The organism is Streptococcus gallinaceus (assembly GCF_040545695.1).
GTDB classification, from domain to species: Bacteria; Bacillota; Bacilli; order Lactobacillales; family Streptococcaceae; genus Streptococcus; species Streptococcus gallinaceus.
Window position 1 is genome coordinate 276,975 of record NZ_JBEPMK010000002.1, and the last position, 15,875, is coordinate 292,849.

Annotated in this window: 16 protein-coding genes; 1 reads left to right on the plus strand and 15 read right to left on the minus strand. The window is 42.9% G+C overall.

Annotation, left to right across the window (positions count from 1 at the left end):
• Window positions 1-48 precede the first annotated feature (48 nt).
• The 8 genes from coaE to ybeY form a co-directional block, all read right to left on the minus strand.
• The gene (gene coaE / locus ABID27_RS03605; protein ID WP_354280306.1) at window positions 49-639 is read right to left on the minus strand and encodes a dephospho-CoA kinase; all 591 of its coding nucleotides are present in this window, start codon (window positions 637-639) and stop codon (window positions 49-51) included.
• The gene (gene mutM / locus ABID27_RS03610) at window positions 636-1,460 is read right to left on the minus strand and encodes a DNA-formamidopyrimidine glycosylase (protein ID WP_354280308.1); all 825 of its coding nucleotides are present in this window, start codon (window positions 1,458-1,460) and stop codon (window positions 636-638) included. Before mutM ends, coaE begins: the two co-directional genes overlap by 4 nt.
• An 11-nt stretch (window positions 1,461-1,471) precedes the next feature.
• Entirely contained in the window at window positions 1,472-1,684 is a 213-nt protein-coding gene (locus ABID27_RS03615; protein ID WP_354280310.1) for a helix-turn-helix domain-containing protein, read from the minus strand.
• The gene (locus ABID27_RS03620; RefSeq protein ID WP_354280312.1) at window positions 1,684-2,175 is read right to left on the minus strand and encodes a hypothetical protein; all 492 of its coding nucleotides are present in this window, start codon (window positions 2,173-2,175) and stop codon (window positions 1,684-1,686) included. The genes ABID27_RS03615 and ABID27_RS03620 overlap by 1 nt, the downstream gene beginning before the upstream one ends.
• A gap of 104 nt (window positions 2,176-2,279) precedes the next feature.
• Window positions 2,280-2,756: an NUDIX hydrolase gene (locus ABID27_RS03625; RefSeq protein ID WP_253363570.1), complete on the minus strand. Its 477-nt coding sequence runs from the start codon at window positions 2,754-2,756 to the stop codon at window positions 2,280-2,282.
• Window positions 2,757-2,773: 17 nt separating this feature from the next.
• Window positions 2,774-3,673 (minus strand): GTPase Era, encoded by a 900-nt coding sequence (era, locus tag ABID27_RS03630; protein WP_253363568.1) that lies wholly within the window; start codon window positions 3,671-3,673, stop codon window positions 2,774-2,776.
• A 9-nt stretch (window positions 3,674-3,682) separates the two neighbouring features.
• Window positions 3,683-4,084: a diacylglycerol kinase gene (dagK, locus tag ABID27_RS03635; RefSeq protein ID WP_253363566.1), complete on the minus strand. Its 402-nt coding sequence runs from the start codon at window positions 4,082-4,084 to the stop codon at window positions 3,683-3,685.
• Window positions 4,065-4,562 carry an rRNA maturation RNase YbeY gene (gene ybeY, locus ABID27_RS03640; RefSeq protein WP_222346811.1) on the minus strand — a complete coding sequence of 166 codons (498 nt, stop codon included), beginning with the start codon at window positions 4,560-4,562 and terminating at the stop codon, window positions 4,065-4,067. Before ybeY ends, dagK begins: the two co-directional genes overlap by 20 nt.
• Window positions 4,563-5,242: 680 nt before the next feature.
• Here ybeY and ABID27_RS03645 point away from each other — a divergent pair.
• Window positions 5,243-5,848, plus strand: a complete 606-nt coding sequence (locus ABID27_RS03645; RefSeq protein WP_222346813.1) for a hypothetical protein — start codon at window positions 5,243-5,245, stop codon at window positions 5,846-5,848.
• A gap of 580 nt (window positions 5,849-6,428) precedes the next feature.
• On the opposite strand, the gene rsgA is transcribed toward ABID27_RS03645, so the two are convergent.
• The 7 genes from rsgA to ABID27_RS03680 form a co-directional block, all read right to left on the minus strand.
• On the minus strand, window positions 6,429-7,103 hold the full coding sequence (rsgA, locus tag ABID27_RS03650; RefSeq protein ID WP_354280470.1) for a ribosome small subunit-dependent GTPase A: 675 nt from the start codon (window positions 7,101-7,103) through the stop codon (window positions 6,429-6,431).
• A complete protein-coding gene (locus ABID27_RS03655; RefSeq protein ID WP_354280316.1) occupies window positions 7,076-7,267 on the minus strand; it encodes a hypothetical protein in 192 nt (63 codons plus the stop codon). The genes rsgA and ABID27_RS03655 overlap by 28 nt, the downstream gene beginning before the upstream one ends.
• A gap of 8 nt (window positions 7,268-7,275) precedes the next feature.
• Entirely contained in the window at window positions 7,276-8,025 is a 750-nt protein-coding gene (locus ABID27_RS03660; RefSeq protein WP_354280318.1) for a class I SAM-dependent methyltransferase, read from the minus strand.
• Between the two features lie 6 nt (window positions 8,026-8,031).
• The gene (locus tag ABID27_RS03665) at window positions 8,032-9,771 is read right to left on the minus strand and encodes an ABC transporter ATP-binding protein (protein ID WP_354280320.1); all 1,740 of its coding nucleotides are present in this window, start codon (window positions 9,769-9,771) and stop codon (window positions 8,032-8,034) included.
• Entirely contained in the window at window positions 9,771-11,501 is a 1,731-nt protein-coding gene (locus ABID27_RS03670) for an ABC transporter ATP-binding protein (protein WP_354280322.1), read from the minus strand. Before ABID27_RS03670 ends, ABID27_RS03665 begins: the two co-directional genes overlap by 1 nt.
• 300 nt (window positions 11,502-11,801) lie before the next feature.
• Window positions 11,802-12,806 (minus strand): LacI family DNA-binding transcriptional regulator, encoded by a 1,005-nt coding sequence (locus tag ABID27_RS03675; RefSeq protein WP_354280324.1) that lies wholly within the window; start codon window positions 12,804-12,806, stop codon window positions 11,802-11,804.
• Between the two features lie 65 nt (window positions 12,807-12,871).
• Window positions 12,872-15,874: a glycoside hydrolase family 2 TIM barrel-domain containing protein gene (locus ABID27_RS03680; RefSeq protein WP_354280326.1), complete on the minus strand. Its 3,003-nt coding sequence runs from the start codon at window positions 15,872-15,874 to the stop codon at window positions 12,872-12,874.
• Between the last annotated feature and the right edge of the window lies 1 nt (window position 15,875).

The window sequence follows — 15,875 nt, forward strand, 5'->3', positions numbered from 1 at the left end:
TAAAGTCTTTGACTATTATAACACAAAGCCAGAAGAAAGACTGATTTTTTAGGAAATTCCTTCCAAGGCGTGCCTAATTTGGGCAAAAGTTTCCTCTTTACTGCCACTATTGTCAATCACACAATGAGCAAATAGACGCTTCTGCGCCAGAGACATCTGACTGTCCAAACGTTTTTTCGCCTCCTGATCCGAGTAACCATTGCGCTCTTTCAAGCGCTGCAACTGGGTTTCTTCATCTAGAGCCACTAGCCAAATTTCATCAAACCAGTCCACATAATCAGCCTCGATGAGCAGGGGAATATCCATGAAAAACACAGACTCTGTCTGCACCAACTGGTCTCTTCTCTTCCCTAACTCTGCGCGGATGATGCCATTTTGCAAGTCTGCTGACCGGTCCAAATTTTCCTTGGATGAAAAGATAATTTGTGCCAAGGCAGGACGATTGAGATGGCCTTCTTGATCCAAAATATCCTGCCCCAGCCACTCCACCAAGGCCTGATACAATTTTCCACCTTTTGCTTGGAGGTCGTGCACCACTTGGTCTGCATCAATTACTTGGTAGCCTAATTGTCGCAAATAAGCTGTCACAGTCGACTTCCCAGAGGCAATCCCCCCTGTAATTCCGATAATCTTTGTCATTTTTTCACCTGACACTTCGAACAAAAATGTGTCCCCCGTCCACCTAGTTGTATTTTTTCAATGGTCGTCTGGCAGCGTGGGCACTTCTGGCCAGTTTTCCCATAAACCTGCAAATATTCCTGCATGGTACCGTCTTCGCCCAAGGCATTGCGGTAGGTCCGAATAGTCGAGCCACCTTTTTCCACCGCCAGCTGCAGAATGCGGATAATCTCCTCACGAAGCCGCGCGCTTTCTTCATCGGTTAGACTAGAAGATGACCGACTAGGATGGATTTGCGCAGCCCACAACACCTCATCCACATAGATATTGCCCAGACCTGCGACCAAAGTCTGATCCAAAAGATGATTTTTGATGGGTTTTGCAGACTTGGATAACTTTTCTTGGAAATGGCAGAGCTGAAAATCCGCCTCTATCGGCTCTGGGCCAATCTTTCTAGACTGGAAATAGGCTTCCACAACCTCACTGTCTACCAATTCCATGGTACCAAACTTACGCACATCTTGGTAGACCAAAGTTGAACCATCAGTTAGCTTGAAAAAGACATGAAAGTGCTTGTTTTCAGGTACTTGATCTGGAAAGAGCAGGTACTTGCCTTCCATCCGCAAGTGGGAAATCAGTACAAAATCTGTCAGGTAGATGAGCAAGTATTTCCCTCGACGACCAACTGACACGAATTTTTGACCAGGGAGATAGGTGACGAAATCTTCAACACCACTGCGAATCATTTTTGGAACTCGTACTTCGACAGTTTTCAACTCTTTTCCAAGAACCAAGCGCTCCAAACCTCGACGCACCGTCTCCACTTCTGGCAATTCTGGCATAGTATTCCTTTCTAATCCTCTTTCGAATAGCTTAAAATATCTCCCGGCTGACAATCCAAAGCCTCACAAATGGCTAATAAGGTTACAAATCGAATCCCTCTTGCCTTGCCGGTTTTTAATATGGATAAATTTGCCTGTGTAATCCCGATTAGCTGAGCTAGTTCTTTGGAACTAATACCCCGCTCGGCCAACACTTTATCCAGATGTACTCTAATCTCCCCCATCAGATAAATCCATCCATCTCTTCTTTTAATTGAAGTCCATTTTTCACAATGATCATCAGACTGACAAACACCAATAATAATATGCCATTGTCAAAGTATGGAAAAATATAGTTCAAAAAGACTTGCTCAAAACCGCTAAATGATTTCAGGCTGATAAAAGCATCATCTACTACACTGCAAAAGATAAGGACAAGATTTAGCACAAAAATCTTTTTACTCAGCTGATAAGTCTCTTCTGTGAACAGACGATTTTCTATTAAATTTAGTACAAATTTACGGACAGCATTCAACAAAAGAATTGGCAACAACCCCACCCAAAATAGTTGAAAAAGTAGGGTAAATAAGACTTGAATAGGCTCATAAGACTGCTTCCAGTCTAAAATCAACATAACTATGCCGATACCTCCTCTAACTAGAAACCACATCAACAAGATAAACTGCAGCATTCTGAACAAGAAAGTTACGATAAATTTACTATTTTGACTGTTCATGACAATCCTACTTTATTGTTTTACAATAATTGTTTGTTTTAAATTATTATAAAACAATAATTTCTACCTGTCAAGAAAAATAAATAAGCTGAGCAAAGCTCAACTTATCGACCCATTTCAAAATGACCAGAAAAGAATTCTTCCAGCATGACACGGTGTTTTTCAAACAAATCCGTCATCCCAGCAATCTCTTCTCTTGAGAAAAAGCGGAGTGCCAAGGTTTCCGAGTCCGTAAAGTCCAATTTTGTCGCATCCGACAAAGCCTTGACCTCATAGAGGATGACGATAGACTGCGTTTTGTCTCCATTTGGATAGTGGGTTTCCGTATTGCTATAAATATTCAGCAAGCGGACTGGCTCTACGGTAATCCCCGTTTCTTCCAAAAATTCCCGCTTACAGGTATCAACCGAACTTTCTCCAAGCTCCATGGCGCCACCTGGTAGCCCCCAAGTATGCATATCACCACGAAGTTGCAAGAGCACGCGCCCAGCCTCATCCGTCAGAATACCTCCCACAAAGTTGAGCATAATCTTATCATGACCAACTTTTGATCGGATGTAGGAAATATAGTCTTGGTTCATTTGTTTTACCTTGTTCTCTAATACTCTTTCTCATTATAGCCAAAGTCAGCTAGGTCCAACTTTTTATCACGCCAGTTTTTCTTGACCTTGACCCAAGTTTCGAGGTAAACCTTGTCCCCCAGCATGAGTTCAATATCGCGACGGGCCATTTTACCGATCTTCTTGAGCATCGCGCCTTGTTTCCCGATAATAATGCCTTTTTGGCTATCACGTTCTACCATGATGGTCGCACGAATATGCACCTTATCCGTCTCTGGATCGCGTTTCATGGACTCAATCACTACAGCTACAGAGTGAGGCACTTCTTGCTGCGTCAGGTGCAAAACTTTCTCACGAATCATCTCCGATACAAGGAAGCGTTCTGGATGGTCGGTGATTTGGTCTTCCGGGAAGTACTGAAAGCCTTCTTCCAAATTTTCCTTCAAAAGCGAAAGAAGGGTTTCGACATTATTGCCTTGAAGGGCTGAAATAGGCACCACTTCTTTGAAATCCATCTGGCTACGGAAGTCGTCAATCTGCTCCAAGAGCTGGTCTGGATGCACCTTGTCAATTTTATTGATCACCAAGATAACTGGGATATTTGCAGCTTTGAGACGCTCGATAATCATATCGTCCCCTTTGCCACGTTTTTCATCAGCCGGTACCATGAAGAGAACGGTCTCCACCTCGCGCAAGGTCGAATAAGCGGATTCCACCATGAAATCCCCAAGCGCTGTCTTAGGCTTATGAATCCCCGGCGTATCGATAAAGACAATCTGCTCGGTATCCGTTGTGTAAATCCCCATGATTTTATTACGAGTTGTCTGCGCCTTATCGCTCATGATGGCAATTTTTTGACCCATTACATGATTCAAAAAGGTTGATTTTCCAACATTTGGACGACCTAAAATCGCCACAAATCCTGATTTAAATGTCATAGTTTCTCCTTAAAATAGTAAATTCCAAATTTTTGGAACAAAAATAATTAGCCCTGTCAGCAAGGCAAAGCCCGAGACGAATAAAACCGCCCCAGCTGCCATATCCTTGGCATTTTTTGCAAGCATGGAAAAGTGATAACCGCTAGCCAGGTCCACCACATTTTCAATAGCCGAATTGACAATCTCAAAAGCGATAACCAGACTAATGCTCAAGAGCAAGAAGAGCCACTCGGTCACCGACACACGAAAAATCAATCCTGCTATCAAGACCAAGATGGCTGACACCGTATGCTTGCGCATGTTGCGCTCTTCCTTAAAAGCCGTAAACAGACCAGTGATGGCAAATTCCATACTGGCTACTAAATCACGGTTTTTCCACTTTTTTTGTGAGTTATTCTCGTGTAAGTCCATAAGCAGTCAAAATCTCTTCCTGTAGTCCAAACATTTCTGCTTCTTCTTCTGGTGTGTAATGATCATACCCGTTGATATGCAAGAAACCGTGTACCGCTAAAAATCCCATTTCCCGTTCATAAGAATGACCGTAGTCTTCCGCTTGCTCACGCGCCTTATCAATGGAAATGTAGAGCTCACCGATATAGCTATCGAACTCGTCCATCATCTCAGCCAGTTCAGGATTTTCAGCCAAATCTTCCTCATCAAAGAGGATTTCCTGCTCTGGCTTATACTCCAAACTCACCACATCTGTTGGGCGGTCAATCCCACGGTATTCCAAATTGACTTCGTGCACCCGTGCATTATTCACAAAAGTGACAGCCATTTCCTTATTTTCCTTACCAATATTGCTAGCTGCAAAATTCAGCAACTCCGTAATTTGTTCCTGCATTTGAGACGATACTTGCCCCGTCTCATCCACCATTTCAATATACATGTTTTTCTCTTTTCTGTCTTTTTTCCATTATACCACAAAGCCAACAAATGCCGAAAGAAAAAAGGGGCTGGTACAAGAGTACCTAACCTCTTACTTTTATATAATCTGATTTTCGATACGCGATGATTTAGAGAAATTCTGTTACCATTTGCCAACCTAGAATTTCCCTTGCACAAACTTTAGTACCAATGAATCACTGCATAGTTGTCATTATAGAAGCTGGATTAGCGCTATTATCAAAAGCATCTTCTATAATACCGTTTCTACACTAAAAAGATTTCCACCCTTGATTACCCCTACACCAGTACAAGCCAACACTGCTTGACCATCACCACTAGTAAGTCTCATCATTCATCGTTATATTACCAATAGAAGTCAGTGAATTGGCTAGACAATAGTCTTCAAAATTTGTTTTGGAGTTGTCTAAACATTATCGAAAAGATTAAGAATAGGACAGAAACAGTCTCACAAATATACAACTAAACCTATTTTAATTAAGAGTTGGAAAATATCTCACAACCCTTTTATTGTATCATGAAAAAAATAGACTTGATTTTAATTTAATACGGACATATAATCAAGGTGTAAAATTTGTTGGATTAGCTTGTTAGAAAGGAGTTTTTTAAGAAGAAATCAAGCTGACTCCCCTATAAGATTATTTTTTAGAAAGGATTACAGTTATGAAGCGTTTTTTCAAAACAATATTATTATTTACTGCCCTCAGTGGTGTAGTTACTCCATTTATTCAAGCAAGTACGATTTATGCAAATGAAAATACGAATGCTGATGGTGTTACTGTCTCTTCAGTAGAAAATAATTACTCATATGAGGATGAAAAATTATTCGACGATGGTACGTTAATTTTAGGAAACGAGGAATTTGAAGTTTTAAGTGCAATTGAAAATATACCAGATGAAGTAATAGCAAGTGGCTCAGAAAGAATAAATCAATATTTTCATGAGAAAGGGATTACTCGAATAAGAGTAAGTGATAAAATAAGACAAAAAAGAGGAACTGTAGGGTGTATTTCTGCCGTAGGTATTGCATTGGTTGTAAATCTCACACCAGCAAAAATTGCTAAGGCAAAAAGTGCATTAAAAGCCTTAGGCGGTGCTGCTAATTTTGTATATAAAACGGTTGGTCTCTATAACAAATTTAAAGCAACTAGAGCAAAGTTGGCAGCTGCTCAAGCTGCGGTTTCAGCGGCTGCTGCTAATGTTGGTGGACGCGAAATACTATTAGAATTGTTTTCACTAGGTAGTGTTTATTCAGAATGCTTTGAATAAAAAGATATTATATGAAAAAAAGAATTATTGATAATATCATTTTAATTTTAATCGCAACTTCTTTTATAATGAGTTATTTTATTAAAAATGATAGCAAAGAGTTTCTCTTAATTATTATTTTTCTGTTTGTATTATTTCTAACCTTTTACAAGCATAGAAAGTAAGGTTTTAATTTTTATATCGAATAAACCAAAAGACCTCGAATGAACAAGGTCTTTTGGTTTTGGGTTCAGCGAAAAGAGGAATAATTTCATTCTCCTAAGCCCTACTTATCGAAAATTAGACTATAAAAAAGCAATATGTGATATAATCGCAACCTTACAATCAAGTTACAAAATTATTTTTACCGAATATTCACGAAACAATAACTCCACATGAACAGCAAGAGCGTTTTTCCACTTGGAAATTGGCTTAAAAAAACTTTTTTACGAACGTTCTGCGATAGAATGAAGTCACAAAATATTTTTGACGCTACTCACACTCGGTAATTAGATCAAAAAAATTTTTTACCGAATCTTCCACGAGGAAATAAAGCCATTTTAAAAATTTTGAGGCTATTTTCACTTGAACACACACTAACTCACAAGCGCCAGCTTTCTCTTCGTTTGGATAAGAGTTCCATCTTGTCCAAGTTATAGTGATAGCGTTCTAAAATAGTTGGATTGAGAGTCCCATTTTCAAGAGCCGCTTTGACCGCACAATTGCGCTCTGTCCTGTGCTGGCAATTGCTAAATTTACAAGCTGCAGCCAAGTCATCAATGACTGCAAACAAGGACTTGGTATCCATAGCATAATGGCTGTCAATTCCCTTGAATCCCGGTGTGTCCACCACATAGTAATCTAAGTCTGGACAGTAGACAAAGGTGCTGCTAGTCGTCGTGTGCTTGCCTTTCCCATCCTGTCGCTTCACGGCATTGACTTTGGCAGAGAATTCTTCCTGTAAGAGATTGACCAAGGTGGACTTGCCTGCTCCAGACGTCCCGATGAAAAGACCAATCCCACCCGCTACTAAATTTCCTTTTAGCGTATCAATAGAGTCTTGATCCTCACTGCTAATGGCCACTAGAGTAATATTGGAGTAGAGTTGCTGGATTTCCTCCATGACAGTCGCATAGTCAGGACACAGATCCTTCTTACTCAAGACAATGGTCAAGTTGACTTCCTGCTGAGAAAAGACCAGCACGTAACGTTCTAACTTTGAAATAGAAAAATTTTGGTCCAGCGATATCAGAATGAACAGCTGGTCAATATTGATAAGGCAACAATATCCCCCACAAACAAGTTTTTCTGGCCTTGTTTTTTTGAAACATCTTCCACATGACCATCCGCAAAGCCTAAGATATAGTTCATCCTATTTTCTGAAATAATTCGTGCTTGCTGGGGATTGTCTCCCTTCAGAGCAAAATAATATTCTGGCATAAAACTCCTTATTTAACCGCTTTTGTTGCTAAGAAGGTCTTGATATTGAGATCGTGGAGCCGACCTGTTCCATTGGTGTCTTCGTAGAGGTCCTTGAGGGTAAAGCCTGCTTTTAATTGACCACCGATTTGCTCTTCAATCGTGTGGGAAAACTGCATACCGCAATCTTCTGCTTCCATAAAAGCACGCGCTTTTTCATCTGTCGTTGGATCAAATGGCATCTTCCAAACGATTTTCTCCTCCGCCTCGTCCACGATATAGTTGATTTCATTTCCAAGTCCCGCTAGGAAAATACCGCCTTTTTTCAAGACACGATAGGCCTCGGCAAAGACAAATTCCACATCCTTAATATAGCAGTTGGAAACCGGATGAAAAATCAAGTCAAAAGTCTCATCCTCAATAGGAAGTCGCTTGGTCATATCGCCTTGAATGGTCTCAATGGTGTAGCCTTCACGTTCTGCCACCATGATTTCGGACGCGATTTGCTGGCCTGAATAATCCAAAACTACACAATCTGCTCCCAGTGCTGCAAAAATGGACATTTGCTGACCACCGCCAGAAGCTAGTCCCAGCACTTTTTTGCCTGCCAAGTCTCCAAACCAATCGTGGGGAACAGGAACGGTTGGCGTCAAGAGCATCTCCCACTTGCCTTCTTGAGCTCGGACATAATCTTCATGTGAAATAGGAATGCCCCATTCCCAGCCCTCCTCAACCCAACGATCAATAGTTTCTTGGTTGATTTTCTGATAATCTGTCATTTTTTCTTATACTTTCTGCTGAATCTTGTGCATGTGAGCGTAAATACCGCCAAGAGCCAGCAGTTCTTCATGATTGCCTCTCTCGACAATCTGTCCTGCGTCCAGTACCAAAATCTGATTCGCATTTTGAATAGTCGACAAGCGGTGGGCGATGATAAAGGTCGTCCGTCCAGCCTTGACCACTTCCATAGCCCGCTGGATAATGTCCTCTGTCTCGGTATCAATATGCGAGGTTGCCTCATCCAAAATCAAAATCTTGGGATTAGAAAAGAGGGTCCGCGCAAAGGCAATTAACTGACGCTCCCCACTTGAAAAGGAAGCACCTTTTTCTACGACAGGTTCATGAATGCCCTTGCTCAAGCGGCTAAGCAAATCTCCCGCTCCCACTTGTTCCAAGGCTGCAAGAATGTCCTCATCCTTGGCATCCGTTTTGTCCATAGCTACATTTGTCGCAATCGTCCCTGTGAACAAATAGGGGTCTTGGAGGACAATCCCCATGTAAGACCGGAGACTTTCGCGTGAAAACTGGCTGATATCCTGATCATCAATCAAAATACGACCAGATTGCGGGTCATAAAAGCGATAGAGGAGGTTCATAATGGATGATTTCCCCGAACCAGTGTGTCCCACCAAGGCAATGGTTTGCCCCTTTTCCACTTCAAGGTTAATGTCCTGTAAGACAGGCTTACCTTCCTCGTAGGCAAATTGGACCGCTTCGAACCGCACGCGCCCATCTTTTACAACTAACTCTTCTGCCGCATCTATTTCTGTTTCGGCATCTAGCAGGTTCAAGACACGTTGCCCCGTCTCCATAGAACGTTGGATATTTGGAAGTTGGCGAACCAGCATACCCATGAGGTCAAATAACTCGATGACATAATTAAGATAGACAAAGAGACGGCCTGCTGTGATAGCTGCATGTCCTGATAAGAACTGCATCCCGATCAGAGTCAAAATAGCTGCTACCACCATATTTTTAATGAATTCAGTCAAGGGCCAAGAGGCAATGGACTGGGCCCAGATAATCCGATTATCTGCATTCTTCATTTTGGTAGCTGTCGCTTCAAATTCGTCTAAGATATGCTCTTCTTGTCCAAATAATTGAATCAGACTGGCACCGTTCATGGTTTCATTGACTTGTGTATTGACTTCACTTCTGGCATCATAGAAATCCTTCATAGGAGCATTGGTCATCTTGGCATAGATGAGCTGTATCAGATAAAAAACAGGTATCAACAGCAGCAAAACCAAACCAAGGCTGACATTCATATAAAAGATGATGCCGTAGGTAATCACAACACGGACGACGTTGGAACCGATATAGACCAGCATGCTGTAAAATTGATTGCGCAGGGTCTCCGTATCATTAACAATCCGCGTTGCAATCTTACCCGCTGGTTTATCGTCAAAGTAGGAAATTGGTAGATTTTGCATGACATCATAGGCACGATTCCGCAGATTTTCTGCGATTTTATTGGCAGAATGAATCAAGATACGCATTGCTAGATAGGAAAGACCCCCACCCAGTGCTATCAAGCCCACATAGCCTGCCAAACGCTCTAAAAAATCCGCCTCATCAAAGGCCATGTGCTTACTCAAATCTGTCAAAGGTCCATCAATGACCGCCTGCAAGAGCAAGGGAGCAACCTGACTAGCCAATGTAGCCAGTAAAAATAGCAGAACTCCCCAGAAAAAGAGGACGGCCACATGTTTAATTTCTTTTACTAATGGAACGATAATTTTCATTATTCCTCCCCTTTCTCTTCACTTTGTTGGCGCTGATACTGTTCATAATACCAACCACCTTGCGCTAACAAGTCGGCAGGAGTTCCTTCCTCGACGATAGCACCGTCGTCCAGCACCAAAATCCAATCTGCATGGTTGACCGCAGACAGACGGTGGGTCACGATGATATTGGTCTTCCCTGCCCGCTCTTTTTGGATATTGTGGATAATCTGACGTTCTGTCCGTGCATCGACCGCCGACAAGGAGTCGTCCAATATCAGCAAATCAGGGTCACACAAGAAGGCACGTGCAATGGAAATCCTCTGCTTTTGCCCGCCGGAAATGGACACCCCACGCTCACCAATCATGGTCTCAAGACCAGCTGACATCCGCTTCAAATCCTCTTCAAAGACTGCCGTCTCAACAGCTTTCAAAATCTCTTCTTGACTTGCATCCGACTTCCCAAGAGCAATATTTTCACCTACAGATTTGGAGAAAAGGATGTGCTCTTGAGGAACATAGCCAATCAACTGCTCCACCGAACGACGCTTATAGGATGTAATCGGCAGGCCATTAACCAAAAATTCTCCCTGTCCCTGTGGATATTGCCGCAAAAATTGACGAACCAAACTTGTCTTCCCAGAGCCCGTTTTCCCGACAATTCCAACCGTCTGACCAGCTTTCAAAGTCCAATTGATACCGCGCAAGCTAGGCCGTTCAGCCTTGGGATAAGAAAAGTCGTAATTTCTAAATTGGTAATCCTGACCAGGAGCCAAACTCACTTCCCCGTCAACTTCCATATCGTCCCCTGTTGTAATCAGCTCATTGACTTTGGCAAATGACGTCTTTCCTGTCTGGTAGACCAAGATAAAGTCTGACAACATCCAGAACGGCTCAATCAAGGAAACCATATAGAGCTGAAGGGCAATAACCTGCCCCAAGCTAACTTGACCCATTTTCAAAAAATGAGCCCCCAGAAGCAGAACAAGTACAGTGGACATGCCAATCAAGAGACTCCCCATAGGCTGATAAAGCGACTGCAAGGCTGTAATCTGGTCACCCGATGTTACCAAGGCACTGGTACGCTTGGCGAACCGATTTTCCTGTCTGGCCTTTTTCGAATAAGCCCGCATGACACGAATGCCTTCTACCGCCTCAAGCACCTCATTGTTGAGGTTAGAAATCGCCTCACGTCTTGCTTCTATCAGGTCATCCTGTTTGCGGCTGATAAAGTAGGAACCTGTCATCAGTACCGCCATCGGAATCATGGCTACCAGGGTAATCTGCCAAGACATCAAAAACATAGTTGGAATGATAAAGGCAATCATCCCGCCTGCGTAGACGACAATCATGAGACCGTAGCCCACCATTTCCATCAGACCTTCCACATCCGTTGAAAAACGGGTCATCATGTCACCTGAACGAAATTTCTCATAGAAAGGCGTCCGCATGGATACTAATTTTCGAAAAGCCTGCCACTGCATGTCAAATTTGAAATTGACCGATGCTTGAAAGAGCTTGTAATGCCAAATATAGGCTGACAGATAGTTGACCAGGGTCGCTGCCACCAATATACTCACATTTGACCAGAGAACCTGAGCAGTCAACTGTTGATTGGACAAGTTGTCCACCAATCCCTGAATGACCTTGGTCGGTACCAACATGGTCATGTCGTAAACAATCAATAATAGAGCAATCAAGAGGTACATCCACTTATGTTTCTTGACATAGTTAAAAATTAAACCAAACATTTTTCATCTCCTATTTCCATTCTTTCCAAAGAATTCTACTAAACACTACATCACTTCACCTCAAAAATGTACGCAAAAAGGCCTCAAACAGATTCCTCCATTTGAGACCTTAACAGGTAATATGTATCCTAATCACAGTAAAAAGGACTAAGACAGCATCTCAGAAAGGAGGGGTTGCTTATTCAATTTTGCACGCATCATTTCTTTGTTCATGATGTTTCTCCTTTCTTAGGTATTGTTTGTGTCTTATTATAGCACAAGGGAAACGCTTGTCAAGCCTATTTTCTAATTTTTTAATGATTAACAACTTTCTCGGACAATTAATTTGGTGGATAATAGGATTTGTCGGCCAACTTCCGTCTCTCCATCAATGCGACTTTTCAGTAAACGAAGGGCTTCATTGCACATCTGCTCAATCGGTATTTGTACCGTTGTCAAAGAGGGCGATACGTATTCAGCGATATGCACATCGTTCATACCGATAATCGCTATATCCTCTGGTATACGATAGCCGGCCTCCTTTATCGCCTTCATAGCTCCAATCGCAATTGGATCATTTGCTGCCACAAAAGCTGTTGGCAAATCCGATGCAGGAGTTGCTTCAAGGTAGGACTTCATGGCTGTGTAAGCCGAATCAACCGTAAAACTGGTCATCAGAATTGGAAACTCGCTTGTGTCCATCCCTATTCTCCGTAAAATCCGCTCAAAATAACGCTGACGTCCGTCGTATCGTGGCTCAGATACATTTTCAAGCTCTGTTTTGCGAGCTCCTCCGAGCATTCCTAGACGCGTGTGTCCCAGCCGCAAGAGCTGTTCAATCGCTAGTAAGGTTCCTTGGTACAAATTGGCATTGACCGCATCAACATCATAATCTATCGCATCATTGTCAATCGTACAGATATGAGGAGTGACCGTTTTGAGGTAGGAAATTTGTTCCTCTGTGAACTTTCCAATGGTCACAATTCCAGACAAATTATCTTCAGCCGTGGGCAGATTGGTCAACTGGAAGAACTTCGCTTCGTATCCTTCGGCCTTGACGCATAGCTCGATATACTTGCGAAGCGATAGGTAAAATACGTCTTCCAATTCTTCCTCGTAAGAATACCAGTAACAAATTCCTAGAGCGCCCATCGTTTTCTTCTTTTTCTTTTTGCTTTTTTGCTCATAATGGAGCAATTCAGCGATTTCAAAAATTTTACGCTTGGTTTCATCCGTCACAGAAAGTCCTTGGTCATAATTGAGCACGCGCGAAACAGTTGCCTGAGACACCCCAGCCTGGTCCGCAATATCTTTTAAGGTTGCCAACTTCTTCCCTCCTTTTCTGTCTATTTTATCTAAAATAAAGGGTAAGAACAAGTCTTACCCTCTTTCTACAACAAGTGCATGGTCAATTCTAAACGATAGGTTTCGTCTAAGAGGTGATAATCTGTGCTGAGTGCTGGCCCACATGAATTGGAACCAATTCCCGCTTGCTCCACATCTAGGAGTAAGACCAGATGATCCGCCTCCGTCAACTCATGGTCATGGCTTACTTCTGTCAACGTTTCAAGTGAGTAATAGGATGCATTGAAACTAAAACCTGCTTGCGATTGAATACAGATGCCCTGACCTGCCTGTCCGTGCACGATTAGCTCATGCGTTCCTCGATGAGAGCCAGATTCCTGCGGACGAATATGGTGCTCATACAAATCCACCACCCGAGCTGCAAACCGACCGAAATAGCTGGCTTCATGCTTATCCTGGTAAGCTTCCCATGGTCCATTCCCCAGATACTCTACTCGGTCCAACTCCTTCTTCAAGCCCAACTGGAGACCAATCCGAGGCAAGAACGGATGAAGTTGATTGCGCGTCAAATCAGCGGTTAGGCTTATCCGACCTGCACTCGTCAAGGTCCATCTTGCTTTGATATCCAAGATTTTTTCCCTATAAATCGGCACCAAACCTAGATGCGTTTCAAGGACCAAGTCCTCTCCTACAATTTCCCATTCACAAGAGTAGAACTTGGTAGTTGGCTGATAAAAACCGACATCCTGCCAGGCCGGCTTCACATTGCGGTCATTGTCCGTCGGAGCACGCCAGACAGTCCACTCCATCGGAGTTTCTAATGCAGACTGCCCATTTACTAACCAACTAGAGAAACCACCTGTTCGTTTATCAAACGTCCACTGATTTTCTCCATTTGAGATTTGCAAACGGTCTGCATAGTCTTCTACTAACCACGATTGGCCTAGAGATACGTTTTCAGATTCTGGCAAGATGAGCGGTTGGTCATAGACCAGATATTGCTCGCTGGACACTGCCGTTCCTGCTTGGATAAGCAATTGCTCCTCTGCCCATTCTACATGCAAGTTTAAGTGGGTCAGCACATCAGGATGAAAGACAAATGGTACCTCTAGGACTGCCTCTCCCTTGGCTGGAATAGCTGGCACAGTAAACTTGTATTCCTCTACAATCACGCCATTTTCTTGGTGCTGAAGAGTTGCTCGGAACCGACTATCCGTTGAGGCAAAGAAGAGTTGATTTTGCAAGGTGATACATGCTTTTTCAGTATCGACAGCTTTTAGCACAATCGGTCTATGAATCGCTTGAAATTCCTTCAAACCACGGTGCGGTACACGGTCAGGAGAAACCAATCCGTCCACACAGAAATTTCCATCGTGGAAACGAGAACCCTCATCCCCACCATAACCGAAATAATCGTGACCATGCTCATCAGTCCCTAGGACAATAGCATGGTCGCACCATTCCCAGACAAAGCCTCCCATAAATGTCGGGTAACGCTCCATCAATTCATGATAAGCACGCAAGTCACCTGGTCCATTTCCCATAGCATGCGCATATTCGCACAGGACAAATGGTTTCTCAGGTTGCTTGAGATAGAGTTCTTCCGTCTCTTCTACACTTGGATACATCCGAGAATAGCAAGAAAGATAGGTCGTATCATTAACGCGATCAGGGTCCGCATAGTGAAAGGCTTCATAATGACGAGGACGACTTGGATCTAACTCATAGGCATATTTGAGAGCTTCTTCAAAGGTAATCCCAAAACCTGATTCATTGCCCATTGACCACATAAAAATGCTTGTAAAGTTCTGGTTTGGAATAATTGATGCTGCCACACGGTCCTTAATGACCTCAATATAGCGTGGATCATCTGCCAATTGATTGTAATTCGCATTCCAACCGCGACCGTACAATTCAACAACGCCATGTTCTTCCACATCAGCTTCGCTCATGACATAGAAACCATACTGGTCACAAAGCTCATAAAATTCGGGCGACTTTGGATAATGAGCCGTACGAATCGCATTGATATGGTGCTCTTTCATCAGGCGCAAATCTTCTATCTGCTCAGCAACGGAAACCGTTGCCCCTGTACGTGGACGACTATCATGTTGATTGACGCCATAGAGTTTAATCGGCCGGCCATTCAAGTGAAATACATTGTCAATAAATTCAAAATGTCGGAAACCAATGCGCTCACGGAACCATTCTTGCCCCACTTGAAAAATCAAGGTATACAGTTCTGGTGTTTCAGCAGTCCAGAGGTGTACCTGCTCAATCGTCACTTCCTGCCAGCTCTCGCCTTCCTGCAAGAGTTGACCATCTGGCCCATAGAGTTGATAGGCAGAAACAACCAAATCTGGGTCCATCACCAAGAAATCCAAATCCAGACGAGCCGTTGAAAAATCATCGCTTAATTCCTGTTGCACCAAGTAATGAACTAAATGCTCTCTTGGACGTTTCAAGAGATAGACATCTCGAAAAATTCCGCTCGTCCGAAGCTTATCTTGATCCTCAAAATAAGTCCCATCAGACCATTTTAAGACGAGAACCGCCAGCTGATTGTTCCCAACCTGTAAATAAGGAGTCACATCAAATTCTGAAATGGAATGAGAAACTTGACTGTAGCCCAGCCATTGCCCATTGACCCAAACATAAAAAGCTGAGTCCACTCCTTCAAAATTCAAGTGAAAGTCGAATTCCAGCTCACTTTCTTCTACCGAAAATGAACGCGTATAGAGCCCGACAGGATTATCATTTGGAACAAAGGGAGGATCAAAAGGAATGGCGTAGCGAACATTGGTGTAATTTGCCTGGTCATATCCTGAATGCTGCCAAGTTGATGGCACCGAAATACTCTCTGTCTGGGCATTCACCAAAGCCTCTAAACTTTTGTCCAACACATCCAAGATGGAGGAATAATACAGAAATCCCCACTGACCGTTCAAGTCCACAAACCGAGCCGACTCCGAACGACGTTTGGAACCCAAGGCAGCCTCGGCACTCTCAAAAGGAATGTAGTAATTTCTCCGCGGCATCATATTGACATGGAGCACATCTACATTTTCATAAAAATTTTCGATTAACATA